This window comes from Sediminimonas qiaohouensis DSM 21189 (genome assembly GCF_000423645.1).
Classification (GTDB): domain Bacteria; phylum Pseudomonadota; class Alphaproteobacteria; order Rhodobacterales; family Rhodobacteraceae; genus Sediminimonas; species Sediminimonas qiaohouensis.
On the sequence record NZ_AUIJ01000009.1, the window covers coordinates 64162 to 83612 of the forward strand.

Annotated in this window: 18 protein-coding genes; 10 read left to right on the forward strand and 8 right to left on the reverse strand. The window is 66.2% G+C overall.

Features of this window, described 5'->3' with window-relative positions:
• Positions 1–41 precede the first annotated feature (41 nt).
• The 6 genes from G568_RS0109425 (at position 42) to scpB (ending at position 6670) form a co-directional block, all read left to right on the forward strand.
• Positions 42–1208: a deoxyguanosinetriphosphate triphosphohydrolase gene (locus tag G568_RS0109425; protein WP_026757789.1), complete on the forward strand. Its 1167-nt coding sequence runs from the start codon at positions 42–44 to the stop codon at positions 1206–1208.
• Between the two features lie 218 nt (positions 1209–1426).
• Positions 1427–3172 (forward strand): arginine--tRNA ligase, encoded by a 1746-nt coding sequence (gene argS / locus G568_RS0109430; protein ID WP_026757790.1) that lies wholly within the window; start codon positions 1427–1429, stop codon positions 3170–3172.
• Between the two features lie 80 nt (positions 3173–3252).
• Positions 3253–4194, forward strand: a complete 942-nt coding sequence (locus G568_RS20690; RefSeq protein ID WP_026757791.1) for an SPOR domain-containing protein — start codon at positions 3253–3255, stop codon at positions 4192–4194.
• The gene (gene nagZ / locus G568_RS0109440) at positions 4191–5198 is read left to right on the forward strand and encodes a beta-N-acetylhexosaminidase (protein WP_037373963.1); all 1008 of its coding nucleotides are present in this window, start codon (positions 4191–4193) and stop codon (positions 5196–5198) included. Before G568_RS20690 ends, nagZ begins: the two co-directional genes overlap by 4 nt.
• Positions 5191–5988: a segregation and condensation protein A gene (locus G568_RS0109445; RefSeq protein ID WP_026757793.1), complete on the forward strand. Its 798-nt coding sequence runs from the start codon at positions 5191–5193 to the stop codon at positions 5986–5988. Before nagZ ends, G568_RS0109445 begins: the two co-directional genes overlap by 8 nt.
• 4 nt (positions 5989–5992) lie before the next feature.
• On the forward strand, positions 5993–6670 hold the full coding sequence (scpB, locus tag G568_RS0109450; protein WP_026757794.1) for an SMC-Scp complex subunit ScpB: 678 nt from the start codon (positions 5993–5995) through the stop codon (positions 6668–6670).
• Between the two features lie 486 nt (positions 6671–7156).
• Here scpB and tkt read toward each other — a convergent pair whose 3' ends face one another.
• Positions 7157–9175 carry a transketolase gene (tkt, locus tag G568_RS0109455; RefSeq protein ID WP_026757795.1) on the reverse strand — a complete coding sequence of 673 codons (2019 nt, stop codon included), beginning with the start codon at positions 9173–9175 and terminating at the stop codon, positions 7157–7159.
• Between the two features lie 192 nt (positions 9176–9367).
• Between tkt and G568_RS0109460 the strand changes: the two genes are divergently transcribed.
• Both G568_RS0109460 and G568_RS0109465 read left to right on the forward strand, forming a co-directional pair.
• A complete protein-coding gene (locus G568_RS0109460) occupies positions 9368–9880 on the forward strand; it encodes a hypothetical protein (protein ID WP_026757796.1) in 513 nt (170 codons plus the stop codon).
• On the forward strand, positions 9880–10275 hold the full coding sequence (locus G568_RS0109465; protein ID WP_026757797.1) for a cell division protein ZapA: 396 nt from the start codon (positions 9880–9882) through the stop codon (positions 10273–10275). The genes G568_RS0109460 and G568_RS0109465 overlap by 1 nt, the downstream gene beginning before the upstream one ends.
• Before the next feature lie 57 nt (positions 10276–10332).
• On the opposite strand, the gene G568_RS0109470 is transcribed toward G568_RS0109465, so the two are convergent.
• The 6 genes from G568_RS0109470 to purL form a co-directional block, all read right to left on the reverse strand.
• Complete coding sequence (locus tag G568_RS0109470; protein WP_026757798.1) at positions 10333–10797, reverse strand: pyridoxamine 5'-phosphate oxidase family protein; 465 nt, start codon at positions 10795–10797, stop codon at positions 10333–10335.
• 44 nt (positions 10798–10841) lie between these two features.
• On the reverse strand, positions 10842–12257 hold the full coding sequence (locus G568_RS0109475) for a TrkH family potassium uptake protein (RefSeq protein ID WP_026757799.1): 1416 nt from the start codon (positions 12255–12257) through the stop codon (positions 10842–10844).
• Positions 12258–12490: 233 nt separating this feature from the next.
• A complete protein-coding gene (grxD, locus tag G568_RS0109480) occupies positions 12491–12856 on the reverse strand; it encodes a Grx4 family monothiol glutaredoxin (RefSeq protein ID WP_026757800.1) in 366 nt (121 codons plus the stop codon).
• Positions 12857–12889: 33 nt separating this feature from the next.
• Positions 12890–13171, reverse strand: coding sequence for a hypothetical protein (locus G568_RS0109485; protein ID WP_026757801.1), 282 nt, complete (start codon positions 13169–13171; stop codon positions 12890–12892).
• A gap of 15 nt (positions 13172–13186) precedes the next feature.
• A complete protein-coding gene (locus G568_RS0109490; protein WP_026757802.1) occupies positions 13187–13429 on the reverse strand; it encodes a BolA/IbaG family iron-sulfur metabolism protein in 243 nt (80 codons plus the stop codon).
• 61 nt (positions 13430–13490) lie between these two features.
• On the reverse strand, positions 13491–15650 hold the full coding sequence (purL, locus tag G568_RS0109495; protein WP_026757803.1) for a phosphoribosylformylglycinamidine synthase subunit PurL: 2160 nt from the start codon (positions 15648–15650) through the stop codon (positions 13491–13493).
• Between the two features lie 365 nt (positions 15651–16015).
• Between purL and G568_RS0109500 the strand changes: the two genes are divergently transcribed.
• Complete coding sequence (locus G568_RS0109500) at positions 16016–17035, forward strand: pyridoxal-phosphate dependent enzyme (protein ID WP_026757804.1); 1020 nt, start codon at positions 16016–16018, stop codon at positions 17033–17035.
• Positions 17035–18171 carry a M24 family metallopeptidase gene (locus G568_RS0109505; protein WP_026757805.1) on the forward strand — a complete coding sequence of 379 codons (1137 nt, stop codon included), beginning with the start codon at positions 17035–17037 and terminating at the stop codon, positions 18169–18171. Before G568_RS0109500 ends, G568_RS0109505 begins: the two co-directional genes overlap by 1 nt.
• A 215-nt stretch (positions 18172–18386) precedes the next feature.
• Here the strand turns inward: G568_RS0109505 and G568_RS0109510 are convergent, their stop codons facing one another.
• The gene (locus tag G568_RS0109510) at positions 18387–19292 is read right to left on the reverse strand and encodes a LysR family transcriptional regulator (protein WP_026757806.1); all 906 of its coding nucleotides are present in this window, start codon (positions 19290–19292) and stop codon (positions 18387–18389) included.
• Positions 19293–19451: the final 159 nt, after the last annotated feature.

Sequence of the window (19451 nt, forward strand, 5' to 3'; positions counted from 1 at the left end):
AATATATGAGCGGGGGGTATCAGGGACAAGGATCACCGTAAATGACTGCGCCGTATGCTGCCGATCCGGCCCTCAGCCGGGGCAGGCTCTATCCCGAAGAGGAAAGCACCTTTCGCACCGCGTTTCAGCGCGATCGCGATCGCATCATCCATTCCAGCGCTTTCCGGCGGCTCAAGCACAAGACGCAGGTCTTTGTCGAGCATGAGGGCGATTATTTCCGCACCCGCCTGACCCATTCGATCGAGGTCGCGCAGGTAGCGCGCACGATCTCGGGGGCGCTTGGCCTCAATGAAGAACTGACCGAGGCGGTTGCGCTGGCGCATGACCTGGGCCACACGCCCTTTGGCCATACCGGCGAGGATGCGCTTGCCGCGCGGATGCAGCCCTATGGCGGCTTTGATCACAACGCGCAGGCGATCCGCATCGTCACCGCGCTTGAGCGGCATTACGCGACGTGGGATGGGCTCAACCTGACATGGGAGACGCTGGAGGGCATCGCCAAGCATAACGGGCCGGTCGAGGCTCCCGTGCCCTGGGCACTGGCCGCTTACAATGCGCGCCATGATCTTGAGCTGTCGACCAACGCCAATGCCGAGGCGCAGGTTGCCGCGCTGTCCGATGATATCGCCTACAACAACCACGACCTGCATGACGGGCTGCGCGCGGGGCTGTTCACGATGGCCGATATCGCCGAGCTGCCGATGCTGCGCGATTGCTTTGCCGAGGTGGACGCCCGCCACCCGAACCTTGAACCGCCGCGCCGCCAGCACGAGGTGTTGCGCCGGTTTTTTGGCATCCTGGTGGGCGACGTGATCGATTGCACGCGAGCGGCGCTGGACCGGCTTGACCCGCACTGCGCCGCCGATATCCGCGCCGCGCCCGCGATGGTGGCGCGGTTTTCGCCCGAAATATGGGCCGATCTGAAGGTGGTGCGCGCGTTTTTGTTCAGACGGATGTACCGCGCGCCTGCGGTGATGGAGATGCGCGCGCGGGTTACCGTCGTGGTGGACGAGCTGTTCACCCTGTTCATGAATGACCCGGGCCTGATGCCGCCCGAATGGCGCGCGCAGGTCGGCGATGGCACCGGCGCGCAGCCCCTTGCGCGTACGGTCAGCGACTATATCGCCGGCATGACCGACCGCTTCGCTCTGGACGAGCACGCGCGCCTGACCGGCAAACCCGCCGCGCTGCCCCGCTCGGGGGTGTGAGGCGGGCAGGGCGCTACAAGGCTGGGCGCAACATGGCGGATACGCGGCCCGCCCGGCGGCACCGCCGGGCGGTGTCGGGCGCGAGCCGGGTCGCGGGGCGATCCGGTGGGGGGAATAGGGTAGGGGGCGCACCCATCACACGCCCCGCCCCCGGGCAAGAGGCGTTGACCTTCGCCGCGCGCGTGGTAAACCCGCGCGCAAGCTGAAAGGATACCTTGATGAACCTCTTCACCGACATTCGCGCGCTCGTGTTGGACAGCCTCTCGGCCATGATGGACGAGGGCGCGCTGCCTGCGGGGCTGGATACTGGCAACGTCGCGGTCGAGCCGCCCCGAGATCCCGCGCATGGCGACATGGCCACCAACGCGGCGATGGTTCTGGCCAAGCCCGCCGGTGGCAAGCCCCGCGATATCGCCGAGGCGCTTGCCGCCCGGCTAAGCGCGGACACCCGTATCGCGCGGGTCGACGTGGCCGGGCCGGGGTTCATCAACATGGCGCTGAGCGATACCGTCTGGCAGGACACCGTGCGCCACGCGATCCTGACCGGCCCCGATTTCGGCCGCTCCGACCTTGGCCAGGGCAAGCGCGTGAACGTTGAGTTCGTCAGCGCCAATCCCACCGGGCCGCTGCACGTGGGCCACACGCGCGGCGCGGTGTTCGGTGATGCGCTGGCGGCGCTGCTGGATTTCGCGGGCTACGAGGTGACGCGCGAATACTATATCAACGATGGCGGCGCGCAGGTGGATGTGCTGGCCCGGTCGGTCTACCTGCGGTACCTTGAGGCCAACGGCCAGGAAGTTGCGTTCGAGGATGGCACCTATCCCGGCAATTACCTGATCCCGGTGGGCGAGGCGCTGGCCGCGCAATACGGCGACGCGCTGGTCGGCAAACCCGAGGCCGAATGGCTTGACGATCTGCGTGATTTCGCCACCGACGCGATGATGCACATGATCCGCGCCGATTTGGCTGCGCTCGGCATCGAGATGGACGTGTTCTTTAGCGAAAAGTCCCTCTACGGCACCGGCCGGATCGAAGAGGCGATTGAGAACCTGCGCGCGCGCGATCTGATCTATCGTGGCGTTCTGGAGCCGCCCAAGGGCAAGCGCCCCGAGGATTGGGAGCCGCGCGAGCAAACGCTGTTCCGCTCTACCGCGCATGGCGATGACGTGGATCGCCCGATCATGAAATCCGATGGCGCGTGGACCTATTTCGCCCCCGATATCGCCTACCATCACGACAAGATCGAGCGCGGGTTCGATTTGCTGATTGACGTGCTGGGCGCTGATCACGGCGGCTATGTCAAACGACTGAAGGCCGCGGTTTCGGCCCTGTCGGAGGGGCGCGTGCCACTGGATGTGAAGCTGTGCCAACTGGTCAAGCTGTGGAAGAACGGCGAGCCGTTCAAGATGTCCAAGCGGGCCGGCAATTTCGTGACCCTGCGCGACGTGGTCGATCAGGTCGGACCCGACGTGACCCGGTTTCACATGCTGACCCGCAAGAATGACGCGCCGCTTGATTTCGACTTTGCCAAGGTGCTTGAGCAAACCCGGGAAAACCCGGTGTTCTACGTGCAATACGCCCATGCGAGGGTGTGCAGTGCACAGCGCAAGGCGCGCGAGGCGGGGCTGAACGTCGATGACGCCGCTCTTGCCGGCGCCGACCTGAGCGGTCTGACCCATCCGTCCGAGCTGGCCGTTGCGCGCAAGCTGGCCGAGTGGCCCCGCATGGTCGAGATCGCCGGCCGCACCAACGAGCCGCACCGCATCGCCTTCTACCTCTACGACCTTGCCAGCGAGTTCCACAGCTTGTGGAACCGCGGCAACGAAGAGCCCGCCTTGCGATTCGTCCAAGATGGTGACGAGGCCACAACACGCTCGAAATTGGCGCTGGCCCGCGCCGTGACCGTTGTTATTTCCGCTGGCCTTGGTATTCTTGGAGTTACGCCGGTGGAAGAAATGCGCTGAACATAAGGCGCCAGCCGCCGGCCGGAAGGCAGAGCAGGACGCACCCGGTGCATCACGCATCCGGGCGCAGAAAGGCGACTATGGCGGATATTCAGGCAACAGGGCGCATTGACGCGCCCCGGGACGGGCAAAGCATCAAGACAGTCGTGAACTGGATCGGGGCAGCGGTATCGCTGCTGCTGATCGTGGGGGTGTGCACATGGGGCTACCGCCTGCTGGTGCGCGACGTGAGCGGCGTGCCCGTGATCCGCGCGGCCAGCGGGCCGATGCGCGTGCAACCCGACGATCCGGGCGGGAAACTTGCGGAAAACATGGGGTTGGCGGTGAACACCGTCGCCGCCGAAGGCGCGGCCGAGGCGCCGGCGGACCGCCTTGTTCTGGCGCCGCCGCCGCTGGACCTGACCGAAGAGGACGCCCCGGCGGCCAAGTTGACCGAGGAAAAAGCCGCGCAGCCGCAGGAAACGGCCACCGACGAGACCACAGGCGAGACCACCCAAGACGCGGGCATGGAGGCCCTGCTTGCCGAGCTGACCGCCGAGGCAAAGCCGCTGGCGAAAACCGACGAGGCCGCGCCCGAACCCGCCCCAGAACCGGCCGAGGAAACCGCCGCCGCAGCCGACACTGAAACGGCACCCGAGGTCGCCGATGGCCTGGCCATTTCGCTGCGCCCGCGCGTGCGGCCCGAACAGGTGGTGGCGCGGCTGGCCTCAACCGACGCGGCGGTCAACCCGGGCAGCGGCCCCGTCGACGTGGACCCGGCCACCATCGCGCCCGGCACCCGCCTGGTGCAGCTTGGCGCCTTCGACAGCCCCGACGTGGCGCGCAGCGAATGGACCCGCCTGTCGGCGCGGTTCGGCGATTACCTTACCGGCAAGAGGCGCGTGATCCAGCGCGCCGAAAGCGGCGGGCGCACCTTCTACCGGCTCAGGGCCATGGGCTTTGCCGACCTGGGGGATGCGCGGCGGTTCTGCTCGGCCCTGGTGGCCGAGAACGCCGATTGCATCCCGGTCGTCACGCGGTGAGCGCGCCCGGTGCGGTCATCCTCGACCCGCTCGGTCCCCGGCTGAGCGCGGAGGAGCGCGCGTTTTTTCGCGCCGTGGACCCGTTCGGCTTTATCCTATTCGCCCGCAATATCGAGGACGCCGCGCAACTGCGCGCGCTTTGCGCCGAGTTGCGCGATTGCGTCGGCCGCGACGCCCCCATCACCATCGATCAGGAAGGGGGCCGTGTGCAGCGCCTGCACCCGCCTCTTGCGCATGACTGGCCCCCCGCGTTGGACCAGATCGAGCGCGCGGGGCAGGACGCCGGCGTTGCGATGTACCTGCGCGCCCGCATCATTGCGCATGACCTGCGCGTGCTTGGCATCGACAGCAATTGCGCCCCGCTGGCCGACGTGATCGGCCCGCGCACGCACCCGTTTTTGCGCAACCGCTGCTACGGCGATGCGCCGGGGCAGGTGGCGCTACTGGCACGGGCGGTGGCCGATGGGCTGATGGCGGGCGGCGTGCTGCCGGTGCTCAAACACATTCCCGGCCATGGCCGCGCGGTCGTCGATAGTCACGAGACCCTGCCTATGGTCGACGCGGAGGCCGAGACCCTGCAACAAGTGGATTTTGCCCCGTTCCGCGCCCTGTCGGACCTGCCGATGGCGATGACGGCGCATGTCGTCTATCGGGCGCTTGACGATCTGCCCGCCACCCTGTCGCCGGTGGTGATGGCGCTTATCCGCGACGATATCGGCTTTGACGGCCTGATCATGAGCGATGACATCTCGATGAAAGCGTTGAGCGGCGCGCCCGCCGACCTAGGCCGCGCTGCCCTTGCGGCGGGCTGCGACGTGGTGCTGCACTGCAACGGCGCGTTGGACGAGAAACGCGCCGTGGCCGCCGCCGCCGGGCGCCTGTCGGGCGCCGCCCTACGCCGTGCCGAGGCCGTGATTGCCGCCCGCCACACGCCCGATGATGTTGACATAAGCGCGCTCACCGCGCAGCTTGAGACGCTTGGCAACGGGCGCAGGCATGGCTGACGACACATTCCAGGAGGATACCGCCGAGCAGGCAGAAGGCGCCGTCGCCGCGCGGCTGGCAGCCGAGGCGTTGATCGTCGATGTCGATGGGTTCGAGGGGCCGCTCGATTTGCTGCTGTCGCTGTCGCGCACGCAAAAGGTGGACCTGCGCCGCATCTCGATTCTTGAACTGGCGCGCCAGTACCTGACCTTCGTGGAGCGCGCCAAGCAGCTCAGGCTGGAGCTGGCCGCCGATTACCTGGTGATGGCGGCGTGGCTGGCCTATCTCAAATCGCGCCTCCTGCTGCCTCCCGACCCTGAAGAAGAGGGCCCCTCGGGCGAGGAAATGGCCGCCCACCTCGCGTTTCAGCTGGAGCGGCTCCAGGCGATGCGCGATGCGGCGGCCAAGCTGATGGCGCGCGACCGGCTGGGCCGCGACATCTTTGCCCGCGGCCTGCCCGAGGATATGACACGCATCCGCAAGGTGCGCTACACCGCGACGCTGCTGGACTTGATGCAGGGCTATGCGCGGCTGCGCACCCGCGATGAATTTCGCCCCTACGTGATGGACCGCGACGCTGTGTTCACCATGGAAGAGGCGCTTGATCGCTTGCGTGGGCTGATCGGCTATTCGGCCGATTGGACGGATATCGCCGGCTTCCTGCCGGATGGCTGGACAGAAGACCCCTCGCGGCGGCGCTCGGCCACCGCTTCGACCTTTGCCGCCTCGCTGGAACTGGTCAAGGAAGGCAGCGTCGAGCTACGCCAGAGCGAAACCTTCGCGCCGATCCAGATGCGCCGCAAGGAGTAGGATGATGAGCGACGAGAATAAGGACACCGAAGAAAACCAAGACACCGGCGAAAGCCTGTTCGAGGCCCCACCGATCGGCGAGCAGGAGCGCATGGTCGAGGCGATCCTTTTCGCCACCGCCGAGCCGGTCACGGTGGCCGAGCTGACCGACAGGATGCCGCATGGCTGCGATCCGGCCGAGGCGCTGGCGCATCTGCGTCGCCGCTACGAGGGGCGCGGCGTGCGGCTGGTCAAGGTAGGCGATGCGTGGGCGATGCGCACCGCGCCCGATCTGGGCCACCTGATGCACCGCGAAACCGTCGAAACCCGCAAGCTCAGCCGCGCCGCGATCGAGACGCTGGCGATCATCGCCTATCATCAACCCGTCACCCGCGCCGAGATCGAGGAAATCCGCGGCGTTTCCGTCAGCCGCGGCACCGTCGATCAGTTGATCGAGATGGAATGGATACGCTTTGGCCGTCGCAAGATGACGCCGGGCCGGCCGGTGACATTCGTCGTGACGCAAGGGTTTCTCGATCACTTCGGCTTGGAAAGTGCCCGCGACTTACCCGGCCTGAAAGAGCTGCGCGCCGCCGGCCTTCTGGACAACCGCCCGCCACCGGGCAGCCTGCCGCAAATGGGCGAGGGCGAGGATGACGATGAAGAAACCCTAGAGGGCCAAAGCGAGCTGTTCGAGGATTGAACAGGTACGCCTCCTGCTTACAAAAAAAGGGCATGCGCGCGCCTTGGGGCGGGCGGGCGCATGCCCGGGCTGCAGAGCGACCCGGGCTGACTCAAAATGATTGAATGGGGGGTGCCATTGAAATGGCCACACCGTCAGGTTCGCGCCCGGCCCCGAGGGTGGGCGCGGTAAGGCTTGGTGAACGGTCTAGGCAAATCACCAACGCTGCGGCTTGTTGTAACGTTGAGCCAATTCGCGCCCGCCCTGGGGGCGGGGTCGGGCGCGAACCGGATCGCTGCGCGACCCGGTGGAAAATTGCAAACGTTGATCCTTTGAAGTCAGGGCCGAACACCCAAGCCGCGCGCATAAACGCACCCTTCACGCCGCTCGCAGCACCACCGCCCCAATCACGCCGGGGCGGTCGCGCCATGCGTCACGAAGAAGTCGTTGACACATAAATATCAAAGACTTGCCCATGTGCTCCACAGTGGGCCGGCCCCCGGAGCCTCAAGCCAAAAGCGCCCGCACCCGGTCAACCACGACCTGCGCGGTGATGCCGAATTCCTCGTACAGAACCCCCGCCGGGGCCGAGGCGCCGAAACTGTCCATCCCGACGAAATCGGCCTTGCTCTCGCGGCCCCTCTCGCCGCATAGCCAGCGGTCCCATCCTTGACGCATGCCGGCCTCGACGCCGACACGGACGGCCCCGCCGGGCAGCACCTTCTTACGCCACGATTCGTCGGCCTCGGCGAACAATTCCATGCAGGGCATCGACACGACCCGCGTGCCGATCCCGGCCTCTTCCAGCAGCGCGCGCGCCTCCATCGCGATGGCCACCTCCGAGCCGGTCGCGATCACGATCGCCTGCCGCTTGCCCGTCGCCTCGGCCATCACGTAGGCCCCGTTGGCCACCATGTTGCGGTTGCGGTGCTCGGTCCGCAGCGTCGGCACCCCCTGCCGCGTCAGCGACAGAACCGAGGGCGTCGTTTTCGCCGTCAGGGCCAGTTCCCATGCCTCGGCCGTCTCGACCGTATCGCAGGGCCGGAACACGCGGGTGTTGGGGGTGGCCCGGCTGATCGCGAGGTGCTCCACCGGCTGGTGGGTGGGGCCATCCTCGCCCAATCCGATGCTGTCATGGGTCATCACGTAGGTCACCGGAACCCCCATCAGCGCCGACAGCCGCATCGCCGGGCGGGCATAATCGGTGAAGCACATGAAGGTGCCCCCGTAGGGCCGCACGCCGCCATGCAGGGCCATGCCGTTCATTGCCGCCGCCATGCCATGCTCGCGCACGCCGTAGTGGATGTAGCGGCCCTTGCGGTTGTCCAGGTCGAACACGCCCAGATCGGGCGTCTTGGTGTTGTTCGACCCACTCAGGTCGGCCGAGCCGCCGATGGTTTCCGGGGTGACCGGGTTGATGACCTCGAGGACCAGTTCGCTGGATTTACGGGTGGCCACCTTGGGCGCCTCGGCGCTGATCTGCTTTTTCAGCGCCTTGATCCGCGCCGACAGCTTGCGCGGCGCCTCGCGGGCGTAGATGCGGGCAAACTCGTCCTGCCGCCGCTGCGACAGGGTGGCGAGGCGCTCTTGCCATGCCGCGCGCTCGGGCGCGCCGCGGCGGCCGATCTCTTCCCACTGGGCCTTGATCTCATCCGGGACCACGAACGGCGGCGCCGTCCATCCATAGGCGGCCTTGGTGTCCGCGATCAGCGTCTCGTCGGTCAGCGCGCCATGCCCTTTTGATGTATCCTGCGCCGCCGATCCGAGCGCGATATGCGTCTTGCAGGCGATCATCGACGGCTTGCGCGCGGCCTTGGCGGCGGTCAGCGCGGCATCGATCGCGTCGGGATCGTGGCCGTCTATTTCCTGCACATGCCAACCCGCGGCGCGGAACCGCTGGATCTGGTTGGTGCGGTCGGCCAGATCGATCTTGCCGTCGATGGTGATGCTGTTGTTGTCCCACAGCACCACCAACTTGCCCAGGCGGTGCCGCCCCGCAAGGCCGATCGCCTCGTGGCTGACCCCTTCCATCAGGCAGCCGTCGCCGGCGATCACGTAGGTCATGTGATCGACCACCTTGCGGCCATAGCGGGCGCGCTGAACCTCCTCGGCGATGGCGAAGCCGACGGCGTTGGAAATCCCCTGTCCCAGCGGGCCGGTGGTGGTCTCGACCCCGCTGGCATGGCCATATTCGGGATGCCCCGCCGTGCGCGAGCCCCATTGGCGGAAGTTGCGGATCTCGTCCATTGTCATGTCGGCATAGCCGGTCAGGTGCAGTAGCGAATACAGCAACATCGAGCCGTGCCCCGCCGACAGGATGAACCGGTCGCGGTCGGGCCAGCTTGGATCGGCGGCATCGAACTTGAGGTGTTTCTCAAAAAGAACCGTCGCCACGTCGGCCATGCCCATCGGCATGCCGGAATGGCCGGAATTGGCGGCGTGGACCGCATCGAGCGTCAAGGCGCGGATCGCCGCCGACTTGGTCCAGTGATCGGGGTGAGATGTGCGCAGGGCAGTGATATCCACGGGCTTGGCATCCTTTGATATGGCTATGCTTGGCTGCTGCATATCAGCCTAGCGGTGAAGATCAAGCACGGGGCTAAGCCATTGGCGTCAAAGGGGGCGCATTTTGTCCCAGCATTGGATAAACTCGGGACCAAATAGCGTCAGGGTTGATTCGGGCCTGAGCGAGGCGCAAGAAAACGGGGTTTGAGGAAGATGAGCGAGATCACCGAACTTGAACGCAGACTGACGGCGGCGATGGACCGTATCGGGAAGGGTCTGGAGGGGCTGTCGGAACGTGACGCGGCACCAAGCGCCCCCGATGCGCCGGCAGTCGATACCGACGCGGAGGACGTGGCGAAGTTGCGCCAGGACCTAGAGGATGAGCGCCTTGTGACGGCGCAGCTCGAAGAGCGGATCAAGGCGCTTCACCGCAAGCATGACGAGCGGGTCGCGGCGTTGGAAAAAGACCTGACCGAGGCCCGCGAGGCCCTATCGGAAATGGGCGCTGCCCTTGAGAGCCTCAAGAAATCCGAAACCGCGCTGCAAGAGGATGCGCAAGCCCTGCGATCCGCCGGCGGGGCCGCGAGCGCGGAGATGATCAACGCCAGTCTCAGCGCGGAGTTGGACACGATGCGCGCCGCACGCGCGGCAGAGCAGTCCGAGGCGCGAGCGATCAAGGCCGCGCTTGAGCCGTTGCTGACCAGCGATGCGAAGGGGGGCAAGTGATGCCGGAGATCGAGATTCAGATCGGGGGACGTGGGTTTGATGTGTCCTGCCAGGAGGGTGAGGAGCAGTTCCTGCACACCGCGGCGGCGATGCTGGACAACGAGGCGTCGGTTCTGACCCGGCAGATCGGTCGGCTGCCGGAAGCCCGGATGCTATTGATGGCGGGTCTCATGCTGGCCGACAAGACCGCCGGGATCGAGGACAGCGTCAAGCAAAAGGACAAGAAGATCCAAGAGCTGGAAGCCGAGCTTGAGAAGCTTCGCAGCACCCCCGCGCCCGAACCGGAGCGCGTGGAAGTGCCCGTTGTTCCCGGCGATGTGACCGATACGCTGGCCGAGTTGGCGGCGCGCGCCGAGGCGCTGGCCGACCGGGTCGAGGAGACCGCCAAGGCCTGAGCGGTCTGGGGGCGCCTTTGACCGCGCGGTTCGTATCTACTCCGGCGCGCGGGCCCGTCAGGGCGCGAACGCGAGGTCCGGGCCGGTGCGGAAATAGGATACGTTGTTGGTGAAAGTGCTGTCAGGTGCCAACCGGATCAGTCGCCCGCCCGGTGCGTCGATGCGCGCGATGGTGTCGATGAACCACGGGTTCCAATCCTCCTCGGGGCCGAGGTATTTGCGCAGCAGGCGGCGGAACAGGGCAGGGCGCATCGCCACCACCTCGGCGCGGCCGCGCAGGCCGAGATGCAGCAGGATGCCGCCGGGGCCGTCGAACTCGACCACCTCCACGGCGCAGCGCGGATCGTGCGAAAGGCGGCGGGCGGAGCTACTGCCGTCGGTCGTGGGCATCCATAGCGCGCCATCCTCCCACAGGAACCACACGGGCGCGTTGCGCGGCGCGCCGTCCTGCGCGGTTGTCGCGAGGTTGGCCATCAGCGGCTTGTGCAGCACGGCCTCGGGCGGGAAAGGGTGCATTGTCATGGGCGCAGCATGGCACGGCGCGGGGGGCGCGGCAAATGTGGCGCTCAGGCCTCGCGCCAGAAGGCGGGGCTGAACAGCACCAGCACCGTCAGCATTTCAAGCCGCCCAAGGAACATGCCCACCACGATCGCCAGCTTGGCCGCGTCGCCAAGGGGCGCGAAGTTGCCGGCCGGTCCGATCACCGGGCCGATGCCGGGGCCGACATTGGCCACCGCCGTGAGCGCGCCGCTGAGCGCGGTCTGGAAGTCCAGGCCGAGCAGGCCCAATGCGAAGGCAAGGCAGCCCAAGGTCAGCGCGAAGAAGGTGAAATAAGAGATCACGCCGGTCATAACGTCGTCTTCGACCTTGCGGCCCTCGTAGCGGATGGTCGAGACGGCATTGGGCAGCGAGATCTTGCGGATCTCTGCGCGGGCAGCGCGCAGCAAGATGATCCAGCGCATCGCCTTGACCCCGCCCGAGGTGGAGCCGGTGCAGCCGCCGGCCGCGGTGAGCAAGAAGAACACCGCCACGGCGAATGGCCCCCAAAGGGTATAGTCGGTGGTGGCATACCCCGTAGTGGTGACAACGGAGACCACGTTGAACGCCACCAGCCGCAGCGCGTCGAGGGGCGGCGTGCCGGTGGTCAGGGTCAACCACAGACTGACGCAGGCGATAACGAGGCCCAGAGTCCAGAGCAGGGCCAGCACCTGTTCGCTGCGCAGACGTCCGCGATAGAGCACCCGGATATACCATGCGAAGGGCAACGCCCCCATGATCATGAAAAAGACCGCCGTCCATTGCAGGAAGGCGCTGTCGAACTGTCCGAACGAGGCATCGGAGGTCGAGTAGCCGCCGGTCGAGACCGTCGTCATGGCATGGGCCGCGGCATCGAACACGCTCATCCCGCCCAGGCGGTAGAGGACGGCGCAAAGCACCATGAGTCCGCTATAGACCGACAGGGTGGCAAAGGCGAAGCGGGCGGCATTGCCCAGCTCCTTGTCGTTCTTGTCGGAGCTTTCGGTGCGGAAAAGCTGCATCCCGCCGACCTTGAGAATCGGCAGCAGGGCAATGCCGACGACGATGAAGCCGACGCCACCCAGCATCTGCATCATGGCGCGCCACATCAGGATGCCTTGCGGGGTGTCATCCAGCCCGGTCATCACGGTGGAACCGGTGGTGGTGATGCCCGACATGGATTCGAACAGCGCGTCCACCGGGGTCATCGACCACAGGTAGAGCGGCAGCGCCCCCGCGAGGGCGGCGGTCAGCCACACGCTTGAGGTCAGCAGGAAGGTCTGCAGCCGGCGCAGCCCGGTAAAGGCGCTGCGGGTGGTAATGGTGAGGGCGGTGCCGACCATGCCGGTGATAAGGGCGGAGGTGCCGAATTCCTCGGAGGTGGCGGGGAAGATCACCGCGTTTGTCAGCATCAGCCCGGCCATGAACAGCAGGATCAGCCCATTGACGAAGACCACGAAGTTCATGCGCGCTCCCTGAGCATGCGCCGGCTAGCTCCGGCGGGCGTCTGACAGGGGATAGCGTGCCTGACGGGCGCAGGCAATCATGCATATGATAGGGCGGCTGGGTGTTTGGGTGTTCCGCATTGGGGTGGTTTGGGTAAAGTATTGCTTTTAAAAAATAAACCGAAAATCAAGGTCATCGACCGCTGCAGGATGGGCTGTGTCGCCCACCCCGCGCGGAGATGCAGGCGTGCCGGTCAGGCGTTGGCTTCGCGGATCTTTTCGGCGGCGTCCTTGTCGTAGGTGACGCCGTTTTGCTCGAACATCTGGTCCAGTTCGCCCGACAGGGTCATCTCGGTGATGATGTCGCAGCCGCCTACAAACTCGCCCTTGACGTAAAGCTGCGGGATGGTGGGCCAGTCGGAGTAGTCCTTGATGCCCTGGCGGATCGCCTCGTCGGCCAGCACGTTCACGTCCTTGTAGGCGACGCCCATGTAGTTGAGCACACCGGCGACGCGGCTGGAGAAGCCGCATTGCGGTGCGTCGCTGGTGCCTTTCATGAACAGCACCACGTCGTTGGCGGTGACGGTATCCTTGATCTGGGTTTGTGCATCGTTGGTCATGGCGTCTTTCCTGTGGTTCGTGTTTGGCGGGTGTCAGGTGCCGCGCGTCTGGGTGTCGGTGTCATCGTCGCTGTCGGGTGTGCCGCTGTCTTCCCAGTGTTCGTTTGCGATGTCAGGATCGAAGGTCTCGGGATCAAAGCCCGCGTCTTCCTCTTCCAGGGCGGTGACGTGGGTGGTGCCTGTTTCCTCGTTATAGGTCAGGCCGTACTGCGCGCGCCCTTCGGATTTCCAACGCAGTAGCTCGCTCCACATTGCGTAGACGAACACGATGAGGAACGGCGACAGTAACAGGCCTGCAATCAGGCGGACATCCATTGGGCGGCCTTCCGATCAGTCAGGAGCCTTGGTGGTCAGGGCGAGGGCATGCAGGGCGCCTGAGGGGCCATCCATCTTGCCCTTGAGCGCGGCATAGACGGCGCGCTGCTGCTGCACGCGGTTCTTGCCGCGAAAGGATTCGTCCACCACCTCGGCGGCGTAGTGATTCCCGTCGCCTGCCAGATCGGTGATGGTGATCGCCGCATCCGGGAAGCTGTCGCGGATCAGCTCCTCGATTTCCTGTGCCTCGATGGCCATTGGGGACTCCGTTTTCGTTACCGTGAAACAGGTAGGCCTGATGCGCCTTTGCTGCAAGGGGTCAGGCGAAGGCGTCAGGGAAACTGCGGCGGAAGGTATCGGACAGCTCGGCCAGCGGCGCCTCGGACGCGCCAAAGCGGACGGTGTCGCCGCCGAACTTGCCGACGCTGTGGATTTGCACGCCGGCCTGACCGGCGGCGATCATCAGCGCCTCGGCCTGATCGAAGTTGCAGGCGACGAGGTAGCGCGCCTGGTCCTCGCCAAAGAGGGCGTGCATGTCGTCGCTGTCGAGGTGAACGCCGGTCTGGGCGGCCTCGGCCAATTCGAACGCGGCCAGCGCGAGGCCGCCATCACCCAGATCGGTGCAAGCGCGGATCAGGGCGTGGTTGTCGCGGATGAACTCGCCGTTGCGGCGCTCAAGGTCCAGGTCCACGTGGGGGGCGTCGCCCTCTTCGCGGTTAAACACCTCCGATAGCAGCGCAGATTGGCCCAGGTGGCTGCCGACGGGGCCGAGCAGCAAGGCCACGTGCCCGTCGCGCGCGGTGCCGGTGATGGCGTGATCGGCGTGATCGATCAGGCCGACGGCGCCGATGGTCGGGGTGGGCAGGATGCCGGTGCCATCGGTCTCGTTATAGAGCGAGACGTTGCCCGACACGATCGGCATGTCCAGCGCCGCACAAGCCGCGCCGATGCCTTTGATCGCGCCGACAAACTGCCCCATGATGCCGGGTTTCTCGGGGTTGCCGAAGTTCAGGCAATCGGTGCTGGCCAGCGGTTTGGCACCCAGTGCCGAGAGGTTGCGATACGCCTCGGCCACGGCCTGCGCGCCGCCCTCGTGGGGGTTGGCGCGCACGTAGCGGGGCGTGACATCGGCGGTGAAGGCCAGCAGCTTGTCGGTGCCGTGCACGCGCACAAGGCCCGCGCCCGCGCCGGGGCCGCGGGCGGTATCGGCCATGACCTGGGTGTCGTATTGTTCGTAGATCCATTGCCGCGAGGAATAGTTGGCGCTGCCCAGCAGGGCGCGCAGCCCGTCGATGGGATCGATGGCGGGCACCTCGCCCAATGGCTCGGGGGTGTCGGCGGCCTCCCATGGGCGGTCGTATTCGGGGGCGTTTTCGGCCAGCGCCTTGAGCGGGATATCGGCCTTGATGGAATTGCCCTGCATGATGAGGAAGCGGTCCTCGGGGATGGTTTCGCCGACGATGGCGAAATCGAGGTCCCATTTTTCGAATACGGCGCGCGCCTCGGCCTCTTTTTCCGGGCGCAGGACCATCAGCATGCGTTCCTGGCTCTCGGACAGCATCATTTCGTAGGCGGTCATAGCCTGCTCGCGGCAGGGCACCTCGTCGAGGTTGAGCTGCACGCCGAGGCCGCCCTTGTCGCCCATTTCTACGGCCGAGCATGTCAGGCCCGCGGCGCCCATGTCCTGGATCGAGATGACGGCGCCGGTGGCCATCAGCTCAAGCGTGGCCTCCATCAGGCGCTTTTCGGTGAACGGATCGCCGACCTGCACGGTGGGGCGCTTTTCCTCGATCGTCTCGTCGAACTCGGCGCTGGCCATGGTGGCGCCGCCGACGCCGTCGCGGCCCGTCTTGGCGCCCAGGTAGACCACGGGCATGCCGACGCCGCTGGCGGCTGAGTAGAAGATCTTGTCGGTATCTGCCAGGCCAGCGGCGAAGGCGTTGACCAGGCAATTGCCGTCATAGGCGGTGTGAAAGCGCACCTCGCCGCCCACGGTGGGCACGCCAAAGCAGTTGCCATAGCCGCCGATGCCCTCAACCACGCCGTGCACCAGTTGCCGGGTCTTTGGGTGGTCGGGGCTGCCGAAGCTGAGCGAATTCATAGCCGCAATGGGCCGCGCGCCCATGGTGAACACATCGCGCAGGATGCCACCCACGCCGGTCGCCGCGCCCTGGTATGGCTCGATATAGGAGGGGTGGTTGTGGCTTTCCATCTTGAACACCACCGCCTGCCCGTCGCCGATATCCACGACGCCGGCGTTCTCGCCCGGTCCACAGATCACTTGCGGCCCGTCCGTGGGCAGGGTGCGGAGCCATTTCCGGGAGGATTTGTAGGAACAATGCTCGTTCCACATGGCCGAGAAGATGCCCAGTTCGGTGAAGGTGGGCTCGCGCCCGATGATGCCGAGAAGGCGGTCGTATTCTTCGTCGCTCAGGCCGTGGGCGGCGATCAGGTCGGGCGTGATGGCCGGATCTTGCATGTTCTCTGTGTTCCCCTCGCGGTGATGCGCTGGCGCCTGTTTATGCGATGCGAGCGCGGGGGGAAAGGGGGCTTTGGCGAGGGAGTGGCGGTGTAGGGGCGGTCCCGCGCGAATAGCGCCCGCAGGGCGCCGCGCATCGCCGGGCCGCCCCCCCCGGCACGGCGATTTGGCTGATGTCGGCGAAATGCTCTGAGGTTCTTCGGGTTTGGCTGGCATAAAGTGCACCGCACGGACGTAGGATCGCCGCACCGCGGCCCGGCGATGCGCGGCTTGTGCTTCCATGCGCGTCCTGAGGATTGACCGGCGCGGCGGGATCGGCTCAGGTCATTTGGGGCCGAGTGCGGCCCGGGCAAAGGGAGAGTGCGATGGAGTGGATGGAGAACCCGTGGCGGGGCAGTGGGCTGTCGCTCGGCGGTGTGCCGATGCCGAGCGTGGACGCGGATGCGCCCGAGTCGCTTCTGGAGCGCTGCCCCAAGCATGGCGAGACGCCGCTGCTACCCGCGCCGGGGTTGGCGCAGCGGGCGGGCGTTGGCGCGATCTGGGTCAAGGACGAGCGCGGGCGCATGGGGCTGGGCAGCTTCAAGGCGCTTGGCGCGGCCTATGTCATTGCCCACGCGGCGCAGGCGGGGCCGCTGGAGGGGCGGACATACGTGACCGCAAGCGCGGGCAATCACGGCCTGTCGGTGGCGGCGGGCGCACGGGTGTTCGGGGCGCGGGCGGTGATCTACCTGGCCGACACCGTGCCCGAAAGCTTTGCCGCGCGGCTGCGCAGAGAGGGGGCCGAGGTGGTCCGCGCGGGCGCCGATTACGAGGCGAGCATGCAGGCCGCCGAGGAGGCCGCGCGCGCCCATGGATGGGTGCTTTTGTCGGATTCGTCCTGGCCTGGGTATATTGAGCTACCGCACCGGTTGATGGAGGGGTACCTCGCGATGGCGGTCGAGATCACCCGCCAGATGCCGACGCCGCCCGACGTGGTCCTGTTGCAGGCCGGTGTCGGCGGCATGGCGGGCGCGGTCGCCGCCTACCTGCGCCATGTCTGGGGCGATGTGCCCCGCATCGTGGTGGTCGAACCCGCCGCCGCGCCGGCGCTATGGCGCAGCATCAAGGCGGGCGAAGCTGTCGCTGCAACGGGGCCGGTGTCGGCCATGGGGCGGCTTGATTGCAAGGTGCCGTCGCTGATCGCGCTCAAGGGGCTGGCGCGCGATGCCGACGCCTTTGCCCTGATCAGCGAGGAAGAGGCGGCGCAGGCCTTGCCGCTGCTGGAGGGCGCGGGATTCGCCAGTAGCGCATCGGGTGCGGCGGGCGTGGCGGCGGCATTGGCCGGGGTGCCGGGTGCGGGGGCCGATACGCAGGTTTTGTGCATCCTGAGCGAAGAGGCGTCATGATGGACGTGCCGGGGGCCTTTGCGCCGGGCGAATATGCCGCGCGCCTGTCGCGAGCGCAGGCGGAAATGGCGCGCGCCGGGATCGGCGCGCTGCTGCTGAGCACCGAGGCGGAGGTGCGGTATTTCACCGGCTTCCTGACGCGGTTTTGGGAAAGCCCGAGCAGGCCTTGGTACCTGGTGGTGCCTGCGCAAGGGGCGCCGGTGGCGGTGATCCCCGAGATCGGCGCGCCGCTGATGGCGCGCACGGGGTTGACCGATATTCGCACATGGCCGGCGCCCGATCCGGCCGATGACGGCACGGCGCTTCTGGCCGAGGCGCTGCGCGAGGTGGCGGGCAGGGGGCAGATCGGGGTGCCGATGGGCCCCGAGACGCACCTGCGCATGCCTCTGGCGGATTTCGAGCGGCTGAAGGCGCGCAGTGGGCTGCGCTTTGGCGATGACGCGGGGATCATGGCGGCGCTGCGTGCGATCAAGTCCGAGGCCGAGATCGCCCGCATCCGCGAGGTTTGCGCCGTCGCCGGGCGGGCGTTCGCGCGGGTGCCCGAGATCGCGGCGGCGGGCGTGCCGCTGGATCAGGTGTTTCGCGATTTTCAGCGTCTCCTGCTTGAGGAAGGCGCCGACTGGGTACCCTACCTCGCGGGCGGCGCGGGGCCGGACGGGTATGGCGACGTGATATCGCCCGCAGGCGCGCGGCGGTTGGCGGCGGGGGACGTGATGATGCTGGATACCGGCGCGGTGCGCGGGGGGTATTTTTGCGATTTCGACCGAAACTTTGCCGTCGGCCCGGTGCCCGATGCGGTGCGGCGGGCGCATGCGTGCCTGATGGACGCATGCGAGGCGGGGCTATCGCTGGCGCAGCCGGGCGCGCGTGCGTGCGACCTGTTCGAGGCGATGGCGGCGGTCACGGGCGCGCGCGCCGGGCGGCTGGGGCATGGTCTGGGCATGCAACTGACCGAGGGGCTGTCGCTGTCGGAGGGGGATCCGACGGTGCTGGAGCCGGGAATGGTGATCACGCTGGAGCCATGGATCGCGCTGAGCGCTGGCAGCGGAATGGTGCACGAGGAGAACATCGTGATCCGCGAGGGCGCGGCCGAGGTCCTGTCGCCCTGGGCGGGCAGTGATATGCCGGAGGTCTGAGCGGTCCTGACCTTCTTGCCCAAACTGTGTGCGCCAAAAAAAAGGCCGGACACGAAGTCCGGCCATAGTCCAACAGGGAGGTATGAAAATGATGCGATAGTGATCAACATCATCGTCGAGAGGTGAAATAGGCATCGTTACTGAAACGTTCAAGCGCTTTTATGCTGCGATCGCAGCATGCCCGGTATGCGCATGCTGCATGACGCGGCAAACCCTTACGCAAATGCCTGATTTTTGGTCTGTTTGCGATAACTGATAATTTCTTCCTGAACGAAGTCTCGAAAGGCGGCAATCCGCTTGGAATGGCGCAATTCCTCGGGATAGGCGAGGAACACCGGCACTTCGACCGATTCGACATCGGGGAGCACCTGCACCAGGTCGGGGAAATCGTTGATCAGGTAGTGCGGCAGAACGCCGATTCCGAGATCGTGCAGCACCGCCTGCAGCACCCCGAAGTAGTTGTTCACCGTCAGCGTCGAGCGGATATCCTGCGCCAGCAATTGCTGCACCAGCGAGGCACCCGCGCCGACCTGCGCGGTCTTGAGGTTCTGACAGATCAGGCGGTGGCCGCTGATTTCTGATAGCTCCTGCGGCGCCCCGTGCTTGGCGACGTAGCTGGGCGAGGCATAGAGGCGCATGCGGATGTTCATCAGGCGCTTGCGGATCAGGTCGGCCTGGCTGGGCTCTTTCATGCGGATGGCGATGTCGGCCTCGCGCATGGGCAGATCAAGCACGCGCTCCTCGAGCATGAGATCGATCTTGAGGTCGGGGTACTTCTCGTAGAGCCGCGACAGGCGCGGCGCCAGCCACAGTGTGCCAAAGCCGGTGGTGGTGGTCACGCGCAATTCGCCGAACACCTCTTCCTCGCTGTCGCGGATACGGGCCGAGGCGGCATCGAGGCGCTTGGCCATGGCGCTGGTCGCGTCGAACAGAAGCTCACCCTGCTCGGTGAGAATCAGCCCGCGCGCGTGGCGGTGGAACAGGGTGGCGTTGAGCCCTTCCTCGAGGGCGCGAATCTGCCTGCTGACCGCCGATTGCGACAGGTGGAGCGCCTCACCCGCGTGCGTGAGGCTGCCTGCATCCGCGACGGCGTGAAATATTCTGAGCTTGTCCCAATCCATGTCCGCATCTTTCTATTCTTTTCGTCGTTTTACATGAAATACTCAAAAAAACATCAAGAGCATCGCATGGTTGCCCGAAAAAGTCTGAAATTTCCCTTTGTAGGTCACTCTTTGTGACCTATCCTTGTAGCATAACGTAGCAGGTATATCCTGCGAAGG

What these genes read in the sequence shown, in the direction of transcription:
- G568_RS0109425 (WP_026757789.1), top strand. Translation starts at nt 42, where the DNA reads ATGACTGCGCCGTATGCTGCCGATCCGGCCCTCAGCCGGGGCAGGCTC.
- argS (WP_026757790.1), top strand. Translation starts at nt 1,427, where the DNA reads ATGAACCTCTTCACCGACATTCGCGCGCTCGTGTTGGACAGCCTCTCG.
- G568_RS20690 (WP_026757791.1), top strand. Translation starts at nt 3,253, where the DNA reads ATGGCGGATATTCAGGCAACAGGGCGCATTGACGCGCCCCGGGACGGG.
- G568_RS0109445 (WP_026757793.1), top strand. Translation starts at nt 5,191, where the DNA reads ATGGCTGACGACACATTCCAGGAGGATACCGCCGAGCAGGCAGAAGGC.
- scpB (WP_026757794.1), top strand. Translation starts at nt 5,993, where the DNA reads ATGAGCGACGAGAATAAGGACACCGAAGAAAACCAAGACACCGGCGAA.
- G568_RS0109460 (WP_026757796.1), top strand. Translation starts at nt 9,368, where the DNA reads ATGAGCGAGATCACCGAACTTGAACGCAGACTGACGGCGGCGATGGAC.
- G568_RS0109465 (WP_026757797.1), top strand. Translation starts at nt 9,880, where the DNA reads ATGCCGGAGATCGAGATTCAGATCGGGGGACGTGGGTTTGATGTGTCC.
- G568_RS0109470 (WP_026757798.1), bottom strand. Translation starts at nt 10,797, where the DNA reads ATGACAATGCACCCTTTCCCGCCCGAGGCCGTGCTGCACAAGCCGCTG.
- G568_RS0109475 (WP_026757799.1), bottom strand. Translation starts at nt 12,257, where the DNA reads ATGAACTTCGTGGTCTTCGTCAATGGGCTGATCCTGCTGTTCATGGCC.
- grxD (WP_026757800.1), bottom strand. Translation starts at nt 12,856, where the DNA reads ATGACCAACGATGCACAAACCCAGATCAAGGATACCGTCACCGCCAAC.
- G568_RS0109485 (WP_026757801.1), bottom strand. Translation starts at nt 13,171, where the DNA reads ATGGATGTCCGCCTGATTGCAGGCCTGTTACTGTCGCCGTTCCTCATC.
- G568_RS0109490 (WP_026757802.1), bottom strand. Translation starts at nt 13,429, where the DNA reads ATGGCCATCGAGGCACAGGAAATCGAGGAGCTGATCCGCGACAGCTTC.
- purL (WP_026757803.1), bottom strand. Translation starts at nt 15,650, where the DNA reads ATGCAAGATCCGGCCATCACGCCCGACCTGATCGCCGCCCACGGCCTG.
- G568_RS0109500 (WP_026757804.1), top strand. Translation starts at nt 16,016, where the DNA reads ATGGAGTGGATGGAGAACCCGTGGCGGGGCAGTGGGCTGTCGCTCGGC.
- G568_RS0109505 (WP_026757805.1), top strand. Translation starts at nt 17,035, where the DNA reads ATGGACGTGCCGGGGGCCTTTGCGCCGGGCGAATATGCCGCGCGCCTG.
- G568_RS0109510 (WP_026757806.1), bottom strand. Translation starts at nt 19,292, where the DNA reads ATGGATTGGGACAAGCTCAGAATATTTCACGCCGTCGCGGATGCAGGC.